At 38.5% G+C, this 15,682-nt stretch carries 16 protein-coding genes and 1 pseudogene; 1 reads left to right on the forward strand and 16 read right to left on the reverse strand.

The genetic code is table 11. The features are described 5' to 3' along the window. Positions 1–423 precede the first annotated feature (423 nt). The 12 genes from cls to LKO26_RS12370 form a co-directional block, all read right to left on the reverse strand. On the reverse strand, positions 424–1,872 hold the full coding sequence (cls, locus tag LKO26_RS12315; protein ID WP_227588185.1) for a cardiolipin synthase: 1,449 nt from the start codon (positions 1,870–1,872) through the stop codon (positions 424–426). Beyond that, complete coding sequence (locus LKO26_RS12320; protein WP_227588186.1) at positions 1,850–2,374, reverse strand: O-acetyl-ADP-ribose deacetylase; 525 nt, start codon at positions 2,372–2,374, stop codon at positions 1,850–1,852. The genes cls and LKO26_RS12320 overlap by 23 nt, the downstream gene beginning before the upstream one ends. Before the next feature lie 121 nt (positions 2,375–2,495). Then, positions 2,496–2,858 carry a DUF4180 domain-containing protein gene (locus LKO26_RS12325; RefSeq protein ID WP_227588187.1) on the reverse strand — a complete coding sequence of 121 codons (363 nt, stop codon included), beginning with the start codon at positions 2,856–2,858 and terminating at the stop codon, positions 2,496–2,498. Between the two features lie 105 nt (positions 2,859–2,963). Further along, on the reverse strand, positions 2,964–3,527 hold the full coding sequence (locus tag LKO26_RS12330) for a dihydrofolate reductase family protein (protein ID WP_227588188.1): 564 nt from the start codon (positions 3,525–3,527) through the stop codon (positions 2,964–2,966). A 70-nt stretch (positions 3,528–3,597) separates the two neighbouring features. Further along, on the reverse strand, positions 3,598–4,581 hold the full coding sequence (locus LKO26_RS12335; protein ID WP_227588189.1) for an XAC2610-related protein: 984 nt from the start codon (positions 4,579–4,581) through the stop codon (positions 3,598–3,600). A gap of 70 nt (positions 4,582–4,651) precedes the next feature. Next, complete coding sequence (locus LKO26_RS12340) at positions 4,652–5,185, reverse strand: GNAT family N-acetyltransferase (protein WP_227588190.1); 534 nt, start codon at positions 5,183–5,185, stop codon at positions 4,652–4,654. A gap of 57 nt (positions 5,186–5,242) precedes the next feature. Beyond that, positions 5,243–5,710: a VOC family protein gene (locus LKO26_RS12345; RefSeq protein ID WP_227588191.1), complete on the reverse strand. Its 468-nt coding sequence runs from the start codon at positions 5,708–5,710 to the stop codon at positions 5,243–5,245. Between the two features lie 356 nt (positions 5,711–6,066). Continuing rightward, positions 6,067–7,104 (reverse strand): ACR3 family arsenite efflux transporter, encoded by a 1,038-nt coding sequence (gene arsB, locus LKO26_RS12350; RefSeq protein ID WP_227588192.1) that lies wholly within the window; start codon positions 7,102–7,104, stop codon positions 6,067–6,069. Between the two features lie 3 nt (positions 7,105–7,107). After that, positions 7,108–7,722 carry a low molecular weight phosphatase family protein gene (locus tag LKO26_RS12355; protein ID WP_227588193.1) on the reverse strand — a complete coding sequence of 205 codons (615 nt, stop codon included), beginning with the start codon at positions 7,720–7,722 and terminating at the stop codon, positions 7,108–7,110. 19 nt (positions 7,723–7,741) lie between these two features. Continuing rightward, positions 7,742–8,215 carry a DUF6428 family protein gene (locus LKO26_RS12360; protein ID WP_227588194.1) on the reverse strand — a complete coding sequence of 158 codons (474 nt, stop codon included), beginning with the start codon at positions 8,213–8,215 and terminating at the stop codon, positions 7,742–7,744. A gap of 16 nt (positions 8,216–8,231) precedes the next feature. Then, on the reverse strand, positions 8,232–8,564 hold the full coding sequence (locus LKO26_RS12365; RefSeq protein WP_227588195.1) for an ArsR/SmtB family transcription factor: 333 nt from the start codon (positions 8,562–8,564) through the stop codon (positions 8,232–8,234). 672 nt (positions 8,565–9,236) lie between these two features. After that, entirely contained in the window at positions 9,237–10,598 is a 1,362-nt protein-coding gene (locus tag LKO26_RS12370) for a DUF4041 domain-containing protein (protein ID WP_227588196.1), read from the reverse strand. Positions 10,599–11,417: 819 nt separating this feature from the next. Between LKO26_RS12370 and LKO26_RS12375 the strand changes: the two are divergent. Continuing rightward, positions 11,418–11,756: pseudogene (locus LKO26_RS12375) on the forward strand (transposase); the annotation flags it as partial. A 272-nt stretch (positions 11,757–12,028) separates the two neighbouring features. On the opposite strand, the gene LKO26_RS12380 reads toward LKO26_RS12375, so the two are convergent. The 4 genes from LKO26_RS12380 to LKO26_RS12395 form a co-directional block, all read right to left on the reverse strand. Next, entirely contained in the window at positions 12,029–12,640 is a 612-nt protein-coding gene (locus LKO26_RS12380) for a CbrC family protein (protein ID WP_227588197.1), read from the reverse strand. A gap of 507 nt (positions 12,641–13,147) precedes the next feature. Then, on the reverse strand, positions 13,148–13,498 hold the full coding sequence (locus LKO26_RS12385) for a hypothetical protein (RefSeq protein WP_227588198.1): 351 nt from the start codon (positions 13,496–13,498) through the stop codon (positions 13,148–13,150). A 230-nt stretch (positions 13,499–13,728) separates the two neighbouring features. Beyond that, a complete protein-coding gene (locus LKO26_RS12390) occupies positions 13,729–14,427 on the reverse strand; it encodes a hypothetical protein (protein ID WP_227588199.1) in 699 nt (232 codons plus the stop codon). 212 nt (positions 14,428–14,639) lie between these two features. Next, the gene (locus tag LKO26_RS12395; RefSeq protein WP_227588200.1) at positions 14,640–15,362 is read right to left on the reverse strand and encodes a hypothetical protein; all 723 of its coding nucleotides are present in this window, start codon (positions 15,360–15,362) and stop codon (positions 14,640–14,642) included. Positions 15,363–15,682: the final 320 nt, after the last annotated feature.

Raw genomic sequence — 15,682 nt, forward strand, 5'->3', positions numbered from 1 at the left:
TACAGAAAATTTAGCTCCTAATTTAGCGAGCTCCGCAGGAGCTTTCTGTTAGTAGAGAAGTGTTACCACCAATGTGTTAAGCTCCGTAGGAGCGAACTGTTCGTAGAGAAGATTTAGTTCCTAATTTAGCGAGCTCCGTAGGAGCGGCCTGTTAATAGAAAAATTCAACCCGCAATTTGGCAAGCTCCGTAGGAGCGGCCTGTTAATAGAAATATTCAACCAGCAATTTGACAAGCTCCGTAGGAGCGAACTGTTTGTAGAGAAAATTTAGCTCCTAATTTAGCGAGCTCCGTAGGAGCGTTCTTTTAGAGAAGTGTTACCACCGATGTGTTATGCTCCGTAGGAGCGGCCTGTTAATAGAAAAATTCAACCCGCAATTTGGCAAGCTCTGTAGGAGCGGCCTGTTATTAGATTCAGGGGAAATTACAACAACGGAGACACCAGCCTCACCGTCCTGTCCAGCAACTGCCGGTGAAGCGGTCGCTGGTTCCACGACTCCTCATCCACCCTCGAGGCATCCTCAAGGTCGGTATAAAATTGCTGCCTCAGTTCTTCCGCAGTTTCCCGGTCATAAATCATGGCATTCACCTCAAAATTCAGGTCAAAACTCCTGAAATCCATATTGGCCGTGCCCACTACAGCCAGATCTCCGTCTACTACGATGGTTTTTGCATGGACAAATCCCTTATGGTAGGTATAGATTTCTACACCGGCCTGCAGCAGTTCGGTGAAGTATGAATGATTGGCCACATTCACAAAATGCGAATCGGAGATGCCTGGAACCAGAAGTTTAACCTTCACACCACTGAGGGCAGTAATCAGAATGGTATCCAGAATATTCGGGTTGGGAATGAAGTAAGGATTGGTAATCAGCACTTCTTCGCGTGCCAGGCTGATGGCTTTCATGAGTGAGTGCAGAATAAACGGTGCATCAGAATCGGGGCCGCTGGCCACTACCTGACCAATTACATTTCCTTCACTGATGCGTTGGTTCAGCGGAAAAAAATTCCGGTCCGGGTACAGTTTCTGCCGGGAGCAGTAATTCCAGTCTACTATGAAGATGTATTGCAGTGAGTGCACCATGCTGCCACTGATCTGCAAATGGGTATCCCGCCAGTACCAGCGGTTCTTTGCCGGTCCGCCGTTGATGTATTTATCATTGACATTAATGCCGCCTACAAAAGCTGTTTTACCGTCTATAACGATGATTTTCCGGTGGTTTCGGTAATTGAGCCGGTTGGCAAAAAACAGAAATTTAATTTCATAAAAAGGGAAAACCTCTATGCCTGCACGGCGCATCCGCTTCAGGTGCCGCCGCATGATGCGCGATCCGAAGTCATCAAAAATAAACCGTACCTGTACACCTTCTGCCGCCTTTTGGATGAGCAAATCAATGAGCTGGGTGCCAATATGATCAGCATCGAAAATATAATATTCCAGATGAATATGATGCCGGGCTTTTTTTATCGCTTCAAAAACAGCGGGGAATTTTTCTTCACCGTTAATCAGAAGCCGGATTTCATTATCATCAGTAAGGGGCGAGTAATTCTGATTCAGCATCAGGTCTATAAGCCCGGTATATTTGCCAATCCGGGTGGAGTAGGTCGTAAAAATGCGGTCCCGGTTCTGCCGGATATAATCTACAACTTCTGTTTTCAGTTCGTCTGCAAAGAGATTTTTGGTATACAATTTTTTCTTGCGGTAATTCACGCCCACAGAAAAATAAATGAAAATACCCACCACCGGAATCAGCAGTACGAGGAGGATATAGGCCGAAGCCTTGCTTGTACTTCTCGTATCAAACACAATGCGCAGGCACACCCCGATGATGAGGAGAATATAGGCCAGCTCAGCCAGTAATACCCAGTTCATCTTGTACAGCATTAAAATTTTCATCGTCAAAACAAACCACGATGACCTCAAGAATGGTTGAATCGTGCCGGAGAAAATCCCGGATCGCCGCAACCGAAACTTTGGCAGCTTCATTTTTCGGATAGCCATAGACTCCCGTGCTGATGTTTGGAAAGGCAATCTTTTGGCAACCATTTTCTGCAGCGATTGACAGAGAATTGACATAGCAGTTTGCCAGCGTTCCGGCCTCATTCCGGTTTCCACCATTCCACACCGGACCCACGGTATGAATCACAAATTTTGCAGGCAGGTTTCCCGCCGTGGTGATCACGGCTTCACCGGGTTTGCATCCGCCCTGGCGCGCTACAATCTTACGGCATTCGTCCAGAATGGCACTGCCACCGGTCCGGTGAATGGCACCATCTACGCCGCCCCCTCCCAGCAGGGAAGAATTGGCTGCATTCACGATTGCATCTGCTGCAGTGGTGGTAATATCGCCTTTTATCACCTTAATTTTGCTCATATGGTCCTGGATTAATTGGGGTCTAAAAACAGTTGGTACTGCAATTTAGCAAAAATGACGCATCCGGCAATTGCACTGAATATGGAATGCTGAGGAAATTACGGAACCGGACTGCTGATTTTTACTGTATTTCCAGTTTTTTCAATGCTTCAGGCAGCGAATCTGTAAAGTGAACATGGCTTCCTTTGTTGCTTTCTTCTATGAATTGCCTCAGGCTTTCGCTCTCCACCGTGTGAAATGCGCCGATAATTACCAGTCGCATCTGGTATTGGGCGAATTTCTGAAGAATTTCACCGGCAAGACCGGTTCTGAGGTCAAAAAACCCGGGAATAATCTGATTCTGGTACAGAATCATCGCGTCATATCCTTTGTAGTAATGGTTACCGAGCAGTTCCAGTGCGTCGTCTGTAGTGCGGATAATGGTCTCGTCTGCGGTGAATTCGGCAACCATCATACCGTCTTTTTGGTGGGTTTCAATAGTCATGATATTTATTTTGGTGGGTAAGCCGGAACTTCCCTCATTAATCCGGGAATTCTGACCTTAAAAAAAAGGTTCAAATAATATGCCCGAAAGCGGCTCAGTGCTTTTTTAAACAGAAATGTCTTCTTCAGACCGGTGGTAAAAGCATACCAGGGCACCGTTTTGAAATGTTTTGGTGCGGTGCAGCTGAAAGGTTTTTCGCATATTAAAATGCTCAAAAAGATTTTGGCCTTTGCCGGCTATCACTGGATGAATGCACAACTGAAATTCATCAATAAGATCACGTTCCAGCAGTTGAATAATCAGGCTGCGGCTTCCCACCAGGATGTCGCCACCCGGAATTTTTTTTAGTTTCTTCACTTCTTCTTCCGGCGTGAGGGTGGCCAGCCGTGCTGTGTTCCAGTCTGTGTTGTGCAGGGTTGTGGAAAATACAATTTTCTGAATCCGGTCCATGACCGCTGCAAAATCATCCATTGATTGTTCTCCCGAAGGTTTTGCGGCAAGGGTTTTCCAGTATTCCATCAGCTGATAGGTAATTCTGCCGTACAGTATGGTGTCTGCATCGGTCAGCAACCGGGTATAATGGCGGTGCAGTTCGGCATCTGCAGTTACGGCATCATGATCAAAGATTCCATCAAGGGTCATATTGAGCGCTGCTGTAATTTTCCGCATTGTTTTTCAGATAAAAATTAATCTTCTTTCATAAATTTATCAACCTCGGAGAAGCTAAGCAAAAACGATTCTACTTTTCCTTTACCACATTTCCAATGTCCATCTTTTTGAGTTTTGCCAGCGATCCGGATGTACTGTTGGCGGCAGCATTCATGGTATAGGTGCGGGCTGGCGTGCGGGCAATTATTTTGCGGTCAGAAAGGGTATAAGTGGTTTGACGGTGGGTGAATGAGAGCGTATTGTTTTTAGCCGAATACCGGAATGTATCGTCATACATCAGTTCTATATGGTCACGGTCATCTGTAAAAACGTAAAACAACCGTTCATTATACAGGAAGATCCGCATGACTTTTTTATTCTCAAATGCGAATGACAGGACAAGATCTTCACTGATGTTTTCTGTGTCGAGCATCTGATATTGGGTTTTTACCATCTTGCCGTTTACCAGTTTTTCTTCGGAATAATTCCAGGTGATGCCGTTGGCACTCAGAGATTCCTCTACGATATGTATAGGGTAGGGAATGTTGTTTTTCACCTTAAATTCGGAATACTGATGCCAGCAGCAACCACTTTTGGTCATGGTGAATATAGACTGGTCCTCCGCAACTACGCTGAACATGCCGCAGTAATCCTGTGCCAGTTCTGTAAACTCCGGACTGTGATTGAACCCCTGAGCATCGGCCAGGTAAATCTGAAAGGAGGGACCATGATAGCAGCTGTTTTGTCCGTCCATCAGCGCAAAATCCTCTTGCCCGTCAAAGTTAAAGTCCGCATAGATAATAGAGCTCTGCTCGCCGTAGGGCAGTTGCTGCACATTGGCCCGTACTTTACCCTCGTGCAATGTAAAGGTAAGTTCCTCCGAATTAACCTTCAACAATTGTTTGTTGGTTTTTTTGTCAAAAACAGCCACCCATCCGGGACTGAAAACCTCGGCAGTATCGGCAATGTAAACTTTTCCGAAATAATCTTTAGAGAAATTATCTACCAGAAATGTGGTCTGGCCGGAAAGCGATTGGGCGCACAGAATAATCAGCAGGAATAGAAAGTGTTTCACAGTTATGGGGTTTAGCAGTTTCCAGAGGATATACAGGAATTGTGCCGCAGGCAGTGTGGGGTACGATAAATCAGTGCGTTTCATAAAATTCCGGCGGATAGACTACTGTACCGTGTACATGAGACATAGCGTTTTCTGATAATTCTATGAGCATGCAGTTTTCATCAGGAACATCAAACGGCAGTCTGATTCCATAATTGCGGGTCATTTCGTAACCAAATTTCGGGTAGTATTTTTCGTGACCCAACAGAATGACAGACCCAAACTGTAATTCCCGGGCGATGCGGTGGGCTTCACGTATCAGTTGGCCTCCAATTCCCTGCTGCCGGAAATCTTTATGTACGGCCACAGGTGCCAGTGCCAGGGAAGCGGTTTCCTGAGATTGTTCATCTACAATTTTAATCGGTGTGAGCAGGATATACCCCACAATCTGCCGGTCTGTTTCAGCCACCAAGGAGAGTTCCGGGATAAAAGCTTCAGACTGCCGCAGTCTTTCCACCAGAAATTGTTCCTGGTGATTGGTGTATAGTTCATCTTTGAAAGCATTTTCAATAAGCCGGAACACTTCAGGATAATCTTGTTTCTGTTCTTGCCGGATTTTCATGTGGAAAGGATTTTATGATGGTCTGCGGTGCAGGTAGGTGGTACCGTTTGTCAATGCTCATTTAAGTTCTGAAAGAATTAACTTTTTCTGTTTTAGTGTATTCTTCATTGCCTTTTCTCTCACTGCGGGGTCGGTACTGTTAATCAGTTCAAAATACTCCACGGGAACCACTTGCCAGGATAAGCCGTATTTGTCTTTGCACCAGCCGCAGGCACTTTCCTGCCCGCCGTTTTTCGTCAAGGCATCCCAATAATAATCGGTCTCGGCCTGGTCTTTTGTGTTAATCACCAAAGAAACGGACTCATTAAATTTTTGAAACGGACCGGCTGCTAAAATGCTGAGTTCCATGCCTGCAATTTCAATAACAGCTGTTTCAAATGTGCTGCCTCCTGCTTCCGGTGGGTTTGTGTATTGGTGATGTTCTATGAGTTTGCCGTCCTTAAATACGGAAAGATAATAATCGGCAACTTGTTTTGCGTCTGTGGTTTCCACCCAAATGGATGGGGTTATTTTTTGAGTCATCATTATTTATCAGTTTTATGGGTGTCATCTCCCAAAACAGGCAGACTTTTTTTGGTGGTTAATCAATCAAATGTAGCAATTTTCTGATAAAACCCAAAGCTACATACTCCGACGGTAATTTTTTAGTTCGGCAAAACCATCTCCTCAGAACCATCACATCTCGCGTATAAGCCCACCTGAAATCCCGAATAATTTTCCCACCGTAAATCAAAACCTCCCCAAGATCGCTTCTGAGGAGGTCATATTTCGTGCATTTTTGTCAATACTTCCAGAAAAGAGGGGTTGTGCAACGGCGACCAATGTTAGCGGCTGCCCTTTTCTGTCAGTTCCTTATTGTATATTATTTATGCTATTATTTTTTACGTCTCGGGATAGTACTTTCTTTTTAACCATAAACTTGCTCGAACTAAAATTATAAGTACAGGCACTTCAACCAATGGTCCGATAACGCCCACAAATGCTTGTGGCGAATGAATACCGAAAACCGCTATTGATACGGCTATCGCCAATTCAAAATTGTTTCCTGTGGCTGTAAATGCGATTGATGCGTTTTTGTCGTAAGGGACGTTCAAAGCTTTATTTACAAAGAAGCTCACGAAAAACATCAGTACAAAATAGATGATTAGCGGTATTGCTATCTTTATCACATCCATTGGCAATTCCAAAATCTTGTCGCCTTTCAGACTGAACATCAGTACAATGGTAAACAATAGTGCGTAAAGTGTAATGGGCGATATTTTGGGTACGAATTTCCTGTTATACCATTCAATGCCTTTTGATTTTACCAATGCGTAACGGCTTATAAAACCTGCGAAAAAGGGAATACCCAAGTATATCAAAACGCTTTCAGTTACATCTTTCATTGATACGCTTACATTGAAATTGGCTAATCCTAATTTATTTGGTAATACGTTGATGAAAAGCCAAACCAAAAAACTATAACTCAATATCTGGAAGATACTGTTTAACGCTACCAATAATGCCGTATATTCTCTGTTGGCTTTTGCCAAATCACTCCATACGATAACCATTGCGATACACCTTGCCAATCCTATCAAAATCAACCCTGCCATATAATCGGGTTCGTTCCTTAAAAACAGAACGGCTAACCCGAACATCAGCACGGTACCGATAACCCAATTCAGAATTAAGGATATGCCGATTACTTTTTTATCTTTAAATGCTTGAGGCAATAATGTATAATCTACCTTTGCCAAAGGCGGATACATCATCAGTATCAAACCTATTGCCAACGGAATATTGGTTGTACCAATGGACAGGCTGTCTGTTATATTGGAAATATTAGGAAAGAAATAGCCCAAGCCCACACCAAACGCCATTGCAAGGAATATCCATAGGGTTAGGTATCTGTCAAGAAATTTTAGTTTTGGTTGCATCAGTTATTTTTTAATCATTGAAAAAACATAAAACATTTCTGTTGCTATCTGCAAACTTCTTTCTGCATATACCTTTGTCTGTTCCGTTGTACCGTCTGAAATTTTAGGGTCGTCAAATGTTATAGGTATTCTTTTTTCCGCTCCTGCCATAAACGGACAGCCACCGTCTGCATGTGAACAGGTCATAATAGCTGTGAATGCCGATACAGGATTGAAAGGACTATCATATTTTTTTGAAAAACCGATTACAGGCAAAGCATTGTCGCTGTACTTTATGGCATATACAGAATTGTTAGTGTCTGCGATTTTGAAAATATTAAATCCCTGCTCTGTCAATGTTTCTGCGACTTTCGGGAACAGTGCGGTTTCTTCTGTACCGCCCGAATAGCAATGTACGTTTGGGATATTAAAATGTGCTGACGCTACCTGTGCCCAAACCTGCGACAAATGGCTTCTTCGGGAATTGTGAGTACAGATGAAGTTGATATTTATATCCTGCTTGTTGTTTACTTTTTGCTGTATAAAATCTATCAACGGCTGTAATATGATTTTACGTTCTTCGCTGATGCTGTGAACGTCTATTTTGTTGTGAATGACTTCGAGTAGTTTTTGATACATCACATTTTGTTTTTAGTGGTTAGCAACAGCCCGAATTTGGAGAACAAGAAGATGTTTGAGCCGTTTGCAATTCCGACAATTTTATTTTCTGTTTTTCTTGTGGTATCCCACATTTGTCTTGTGCTAAACAATTTGTTGTTTTATTTTGCAGAATAAAGTTTGTTCCATCAAACGCTAACGAATATTTTCCAATCGTATCGCTTTGATATTCCACTTCAATTTCAGCATCTTCAATGCCTAACTTCTCTTCCGAAAGTTGGATGATGTTCAAAAGTTTGGCTGGTTTTAGACGGTGTTCAAAATCGTCTGCATTCCAAAGTTGAAAACTCACTACTTTTTCGGTACGAATTACACCACCACAATCAATAAAGTTTTTAGTGATTTGTCCTACTTCCGTAACGTGAAAATGTTCGGGTACAAAAGTTCCGTTTTCTAATTTGAACGCAACATTGTCTAATGTCGGCAAAAGTGCTTTTACTTGTGAAAGTTTCATTTTTCTTTTTTTTGGTTTAACAACAATCGTTTTTCTTTTTCGTAAGTTTAGTTGAGATGTTACCGAAATAATTTTGTAGTTTTTCAATCGCTTTTTCGTCAATGCAGTAGCAAATGGCGTTGCCTTCAATGTTTCCTTTTATCAGTCCTGCATTTTTGAGTTCTTTCAAATGTTGCGAAACTGTCGGCTGTGCAAGAGGCAATTCGTTTACGATGTCGCCACAAATGCAACTGTCCACTTTCATTAAATACTCAATAATTGCCACTCTTGCAGGATGTCCGATTGCTTTAGCAAGTGTCGCAATTTGGTTTTGCTTGTCCGTGAAATGTTCTGTTTTGGTCGCTCCCATAATTCAGTCAAATTTAATATTGCAATATTACGATATGTAATTTTGTTGAGCAAATATTTTATTCATATTTTGTCAATTTGTTGTCGGTTGATGTTTGTACGTGTGGTCGGATAGAGTGACGCATAACAGAAAAAGTATTGGCGAAGTGCGGGCAAAATTGGACGAAAAGTTCAATTTAGACTAAACGTAGCCGATGCTTATTCAGATTGTTAAATTACACAAAAAAATAAGATGAAAAGCAGCGGCGGATAAATTTTTCGAATAGTTCAACTTTTCACTTCCTCCCGCCATTTTGCCAATACGATGTGCTTGTTGCACAACTCCCCCAAAGTTAAACTATTTTTTGATGGTGAAGGTTTTTTGTTGAAAATAATCGTGTAAAACATTGTTATCCAGTTGGTTATGGTAATGATTTATAGTGTTACCCGAAAAGTTCACCGAAATGCCCAAATTCTACCCGTACAGGGATGAATTTGTGGTTTTGCCAGAACCATCTCATCAGAACCGTCACAGCCCGCGTATAAGCCCACCTGAAATCCCGAATAATTTTCCCACCGTAAATAAAAACCTCCCCAAAATCGCTTCTGAAGAGGTCATATTTCGTGCATTTTTGCCAATACTTCCAGAAAATTGGGGTTGTGCAACGGCGACCCTTGTTGTACGCAGTATTTATTAATATAATGAGTCTGGATATTTTTCCTCTTCTAAAACTTCATTTTCAAACTCAGATAACTTTCGTTTTTCTTTTATTGCTAAAGTTTCATTGAACTCTTCCGCTTCAGGAATTGTAGAGAATTCTGCTTTAAACCCAAGCTCTTTTACTTTTTGTTCGATTTCTTCAAGTGTAACATTAAAAAATTCTTTTCTAAAGTTGAATAAATTAAGAGCTCTATCAGCAAATGCTTTGTGAAGTTCATATTCTAATGTTCTTGCCTCGTCACTATAAATCATTGCATGAACATCAAATTTAAAAGGAACTGACGCATCGCCTAATTCTCTAACTCTGTCTAACGGCTCTAAACGTCTAGTCATTCCAATTTTGTAGACGTTTTCACCAAACGAGCCAATGTTTGAAATTATATAAACGTTTCCTCGTTTTGTTTGTTGAGCCATAGAAAGTGCTCTCTCTTTTTTAAGTCTAGCTTCTTCTAAATCTTTCTCAAGTTCAGCTATTTTATTCTGTAATTCTTCTGGATTTCCAATTTGAGATTGATAGTCTTTTTTTACCTTTTCTAATATCTTTTGATAATATGCTTCTTCTTTTTCAGCTTCTTTTTGGGCTTTTTCGTATTCTCTTTTCGCTTTTTCTTCTTCTCTTAATTCTTCAGCTAAAGCTCTTTGTTCTTCTCTTTCTTGTTGCTTTTTTAATCTAAATTCATATTCAAGCAAAATTTCTTTAATTTTTAAGTCAAAGTATTCTTGTGTAATTTCAACAGTTTGACTTTTTCCTAATGCATTTAAGGTATTAAATGATTTATTTAATCTTTCTCTTATTTGATTAATATTATTCCACTTTACTTTTGTAATAAGTGCATCGGCTTCACCATTAAAAGCACGTAAGATTAGCTTTATAAATTTTTTAGTAGCAGCTCTTCCTTGAGCTTCACTACCATTTACTGTCCAAGTAGTATAGGAAATTGCAGCCTTTTCGTTTTGAATTAATTCTTTTTGTAAACTAATAATTCTATTTTGCTCATTTCGATAATCATCAGATTTTTCAAAATCATAAACAGGTTCGTATACTCCGAATTCTGCTAATTCTAAATTTGTTTCAAAAATAGAAACTTCATGCTTTAGATTTTTATATATTTCTTTAGCATTTTGGTATTTATTGTTTAATTCTTCAAACTCAAGTTTTTGAATTCTTATTTTTTCTGATAAGTTGGAAACTTCATTTTCAACATTTGTAATAGCCGAATATTTTTCAAGTCTATTTTCTAAATCTTTTTTTGAAGAATTACATTTCGCTAAATCATTATTTAAATTTTGAATTTGCGTTAATTCTTTTCTTTTTAAAAAGTCAAAAAGTCCCATATTTAAAAGAATTTGATTAGGTTACTATTATTGGAATATTGCGTACAACGGAACGGGGCTTTTCGAAGTGCGGGCTACTGCAACCGGAAGTGAAGAGGAGAACCGAACGCTAGCAAAAACTTTTTCCATTTTTTAAAATTACGAAAAAACAAAAAAATGGAAAAGTTTTTTTGCGGGTATTTCCTAGAATATTCTGAGATTTCCTTCAACCCCGCATCTTGCAAAACCCATGTTGAACTAAACCTTCGGTAGCTTTACCATTCGCATAAATCAGTTACTTTGTAAAGTTAATTAAAAAATCACTAGAATGGCAACAAAAAAAAGAGTTTAGAAGAGCTCAGAGAAAACAAAATCATCAATCAGGCAAAGCGCGAAGTGCCTGGTTTTACAAAACTTCTAGGCCGGTTCGAACGTACCGTTTCGGTGCCTGGAAGAAGCCAAAGTACGTTCAGTAATTACTCCAGACACGTGGCTGCGGTGTCGCTGCATTTCGGGAAAATCCCGACAGAATTGGATCCAGAGCAGATCCACGATTACCTTTTTTACCTTCAGAAAAAATCAAAATCACCCTCGCAATCGTATTTTAAACACACGGTTTACGGACTTCGTTTTCTGTTGAAATCAGAAGGATTGAGCTACGGTTTTCTAAGTCTTCCGGAAATTAAAAAAGAGAAAAAACTTCCTGTAGTGCTCAGTAAACAGGAGGTTTGGCAGATGTTGTCCTGCTGTAAACTTTTAAAACATAAAATCTTAATCGGGTTGCTTTACGGCTGCGGTTTGCGCTGTTTGGAAGTCAGAAATCTTCGTCTCTGTGATTTGTTCAGTTACAAAGATTACCGCCAGAAAGGCATCAGAAAGCAGATGGTTTTGAGCCATGAGGAGTTTATCCGCCGTTTTGCGATGCATATTTTGCCGAAAAGATTTGTAAAAATCCGCCATTATGGTTTTCTTAGCAGCACGTGGAAACGAATGAAGCTTAAAAATCTGCAACAGAATTTAGGCATTCAGTCCATGGAAAAACTTCCATCCAAAGCTTTTCAGCCGAAATGCAGTTGTTGCAAAGTTGGGAATCTGGTAACGATTGCAACGTTCGATTTGCGCGGTCCGCCAAGTTGGTTTTTGGAGATGAGCCAAAACTTTGAAAAGCCTAAAATCTAGCATTTTGGGTAAGGGATTTTATACCCAAAAGTGAAGGAAAACACGATAAAACCGTGAAAAAACACCAATATTAGTCACAAAAAAAGAGACTCTTCCCGAAGTCTCCTGTATCTCTTTAAAATCCTTCGTCGATAAACCCATAATGCTGAAAAAAGCTCCCGAAGCTGCAGCCTGTCCTGAGCTAGCCGAAGGGTTCAACAGGGTTTTCATTGTTCGTGCTTCGCACGCAACGAAAACTTAGCTATTACCAGCAGGTTTTCTTGTCGTCCGTTCTAATTGCAGTCCCATATTGTAATTATTGTGTCCGAATGTAAACTTTTAAAAACGTAGAACAGTGTCGCCAATTTGTTGCTGTCGTTAAAATCTTTTACTTCTTTTTGAGGCAGAACGTCTTGCCATAAATAGTCAATGTCAGAGTCGTCTTTTAAGTTATAGTAAAATGAGTTTTTGAATAGTTCTTCTCCTGTCGTTGTTGTCGCCAACGAGTTGTAATAAGGTCGTGAACCATAACCAATAAATTTACAGTAGTCACCGTCAGCACAAGGCCAACGCCAGTCCTGCCAAGTAACCAAATGTGGTGTTGTCTTTTCCAACTCTGTGGTCTTTTGATTTGCGATGTCGTCAATTTGTAACTCTGTCAACGATGGGTTTAAGTTCTTAAGTTGTCGTTTGAGTTCTGCAATGTCTCCGTCACAAGTAAATATATCTCTGTCACGTAACTGTCCGCTTGCTAAACAGTCGGGGCAAATAGAAGTGATGTCCTCGCCACCTAAAAATGCCTCAGCGTCAAAACATAGTTTTTCTTGTCCGCATGTGTCACAAGTTGTTACGCTGTCACGAAGTCCAGTGAAAATTTCAGGTCTGTCAAAATGCTTAAATGTCATATGCGGTGTCGTCTTTTAAACTTGCTGGTAACGGTTTGGGTATTGCCGAAGGAGGGGATTTTTAGCACAAAAGTTCAATAGAATTACTAATGTTGAACCTTGCACAAATGTCCAATCGAAGCCGTTCAGCCCCGCTTTTGGCAATACCTTGTTACCAGCAGTTTTTCTTTTGCGTTAATTATTATGTATGTTAAGTATGTTACTATAAAAATTGTCAAAGGAATTTGAAATGCTAAATAGTCGAACATTTCGAGAGGAACTTGAACTAATCTGCTAATTATTGGCGATAACATAAGTAAAAAACTTAGAATGGTCACAATTATGTTGGTTCTCCATTTCGTTAGGTTTAAAGTAATTCCTACAAGTCCAAATATTGCAAATAATTGGTTAATATTTCCAAAGTCAAAAGTTGTAAAAATTAACCATAGAATAAAAGGAAGTCCAATCATTTGTCCAGCCAAAATGATTAGCATATAAGAAATTATGGAAATTGTCCTAATTACATTTTTATCCTTGATGTACATTGATTTTTTCAACTATTTCATTTTCGTTAAAAGTTATTGTTAGTCTTCCTGTATTTATTCCCGTTCCTGTCATTCCTAAATAATAACTAAACTCTGAATTCGTTTGACTGTCAGGTTTTCCTAGAAGTTTTTCAATTTCAACCTTTTTCATTCCAACCAACTTATGATTTTTTCTTAAATCATTCATCATTTTCCATCTTAAATCCCAATTCTCTTCTGTGTTTAAATCCGAATTTTTCCATTTGTCTGAGTCGAATTTTGCGTGTGAAATTTGTCCACAAGAGCTGAGCAGAAGTCCAATGATTATTAAATAATTTAAAAATTTAGCTTTCATATTGCTTTGCGGTCGGTTTTTCAAAATTGCTGGTAACGGAAAAAGGCTTTGCGAAGTGCGGGAATTCGAAGAACTGAAAGTTCAAGAATTCAGAAACGAAGCAAATGCTTTTTCAGATTGTCTAATTTAGAGAAAAAAACAATATGAAAAGCAGTTGCGAATAATTTTGACGAAATTTCAATTAATGACTAGACCCCGCATTTTGCAAAACCTATGTTAGGCGACGTTTTTTATTCAAGTGTTTTTTCGAGTTCTAATTTATTTCCATCGAAGTGAGATATAAATTCAGATATATCTTCACTAATTTTTCTTATTCTGATTTCGGAATCGTGATTTAAATAGTAAACATTTGCTTTTCTATCTATCGCAATATAATTTCCATTTTCGAAATTTAATACTGTGTAATATTTATCGTTTTCGAATTCAATTTCGAAACAAAATTCTAATTCTAATTTTCTTTTGTCTTTCATATCAAAACTTTGCAATATTTTCTCTACAATTACCTTGTCTGGATTTTGTATTGCAATTGATTTAATATCTAATTTTTCAATTTGTATTTTGTTTATATCATATACTTTATGAAATTTTTCAGGGTTTTCAGTTCCTATAAAATTCAAATTATAGTTTGCGAATGAGCAAGGTATATTTTCAAATGATTTAGTCTTATTATTGAAAAATTTTATTCCGTTAATATTTAATATTTCATTGAAAGATTTTCTAATTTGAGTGTATCCATTTTTATCTTTAATTTCACGCATTAATGAAATTCCTTTTGGATTAATAGTAAAATAAATGTTTGTTATTTCAGAAATTTTTTTGGAATAAACAAACGCAAAATTTTCATCAAACTTATTAAGATTTTCAATAAGATGTTTTTCAATTTCTTTTACTTGTCTGATAGAAATTTTCTTTTGGAACAGTGTTTTCATAAAATGTCGCCTAACGGAAAACGCATTGGCGAAGTGGCGGATTAAATTGGACGAAAAGTTCAATTTAGCACGAAACGTAGCCGATGTGTTTTCGTGGAACTAAATTAACAAAAAAAGTGGAACGAAACACATTCGGCGGAATAAAAATCACAAAACTTCAATCTTGCACTTCACCCGCCATTTTGCCAATGCGATGTTAGCAGAAGTTCTTTTTAGATAATAGCATAGATTTCATCAGGATTATTATTAATTAACTCATTTATAAAATTTTCATTTCCTCCAATCACCGAAAATTGTAAATCTATATCTGTATTTATTGCCCAATTTTTATCAATACTATAAATTAGACTCGGTGTTTTTTCTGTGTCTTCATTTTCAATCAAGTTTATTAGTTCAGAAGTTTTTACTCGATACATTTTGTCTTCGTCCCAATTATTTGTTGCTAAAAATGTGTAATAAACTTCAAGATTTTCATCTCCAAAATATTTTAATCCTAGACCTGAAATTTCTAATAAATGTTTATTATCCATTATTCCTTCACCTGGATAAAGTTCATTATTCATCTGTTTAAAAGGGAATTTCCAATCAACACTATTTTCTACTGCATTTTTTAATTCAAAATCAGCATTTTTAAATTTATAAAAATTGCACCAAGAAATTGAATTATATTCATTCTCAGGAAATTCAGGTTCGGATTTTAGAATATCTTTTCCTTCTAGATTTAATCTTTTAATTTGGTTTTTAGTGAGATTAAATATCCAAAAAGAATGAAGAATAATAGCATATTTTTCAAAAATGTTTGGCAAAGTTAATTCTTGAAAATATTTAAGAATATTTGTATCCTTTAATATTTTGTTAACTTCAGGAGTATCACCAGTAACAGTTAAATATGGAGCAATCCAATTTTTAATTTCATCTGTATTTATACGTTCCATTTGTGTAGAATTTCTGCTAACGGAAAAAGTATTTGCGAAGGGCGGGCTTAATTTGAACGAAAGTTCAAGTTCAGACCAACCGAAGCGAATGCTTTTTTCGTGGAACTAAATTACAAAAATATTGTGGAACGAAAAAGCAGGCGCGACTAAATGCAACTGGTAGTTCTATTATTCCTTCAACCCCGCCTTTTGCAAATACTATGTTGAACTAAACCTCCGGTAGCTTTCCCATTCGCCGTTTTAGTAATTTTGTTTTTATTAAACCCTAAAAAACATATAAAATGGCTACAAAAAAAAATCTCCGGAGGAGTTAAGGACTA

This window comes from Chryseobacterium sp. MFBS3-17 (assembly GCF_020687745.1).
Taxonomy (GTDB): Bacteria; Bacteroidota; Bacteroidia; order Flavobacteriales; family Weeksellaceae; genus Marnyiella.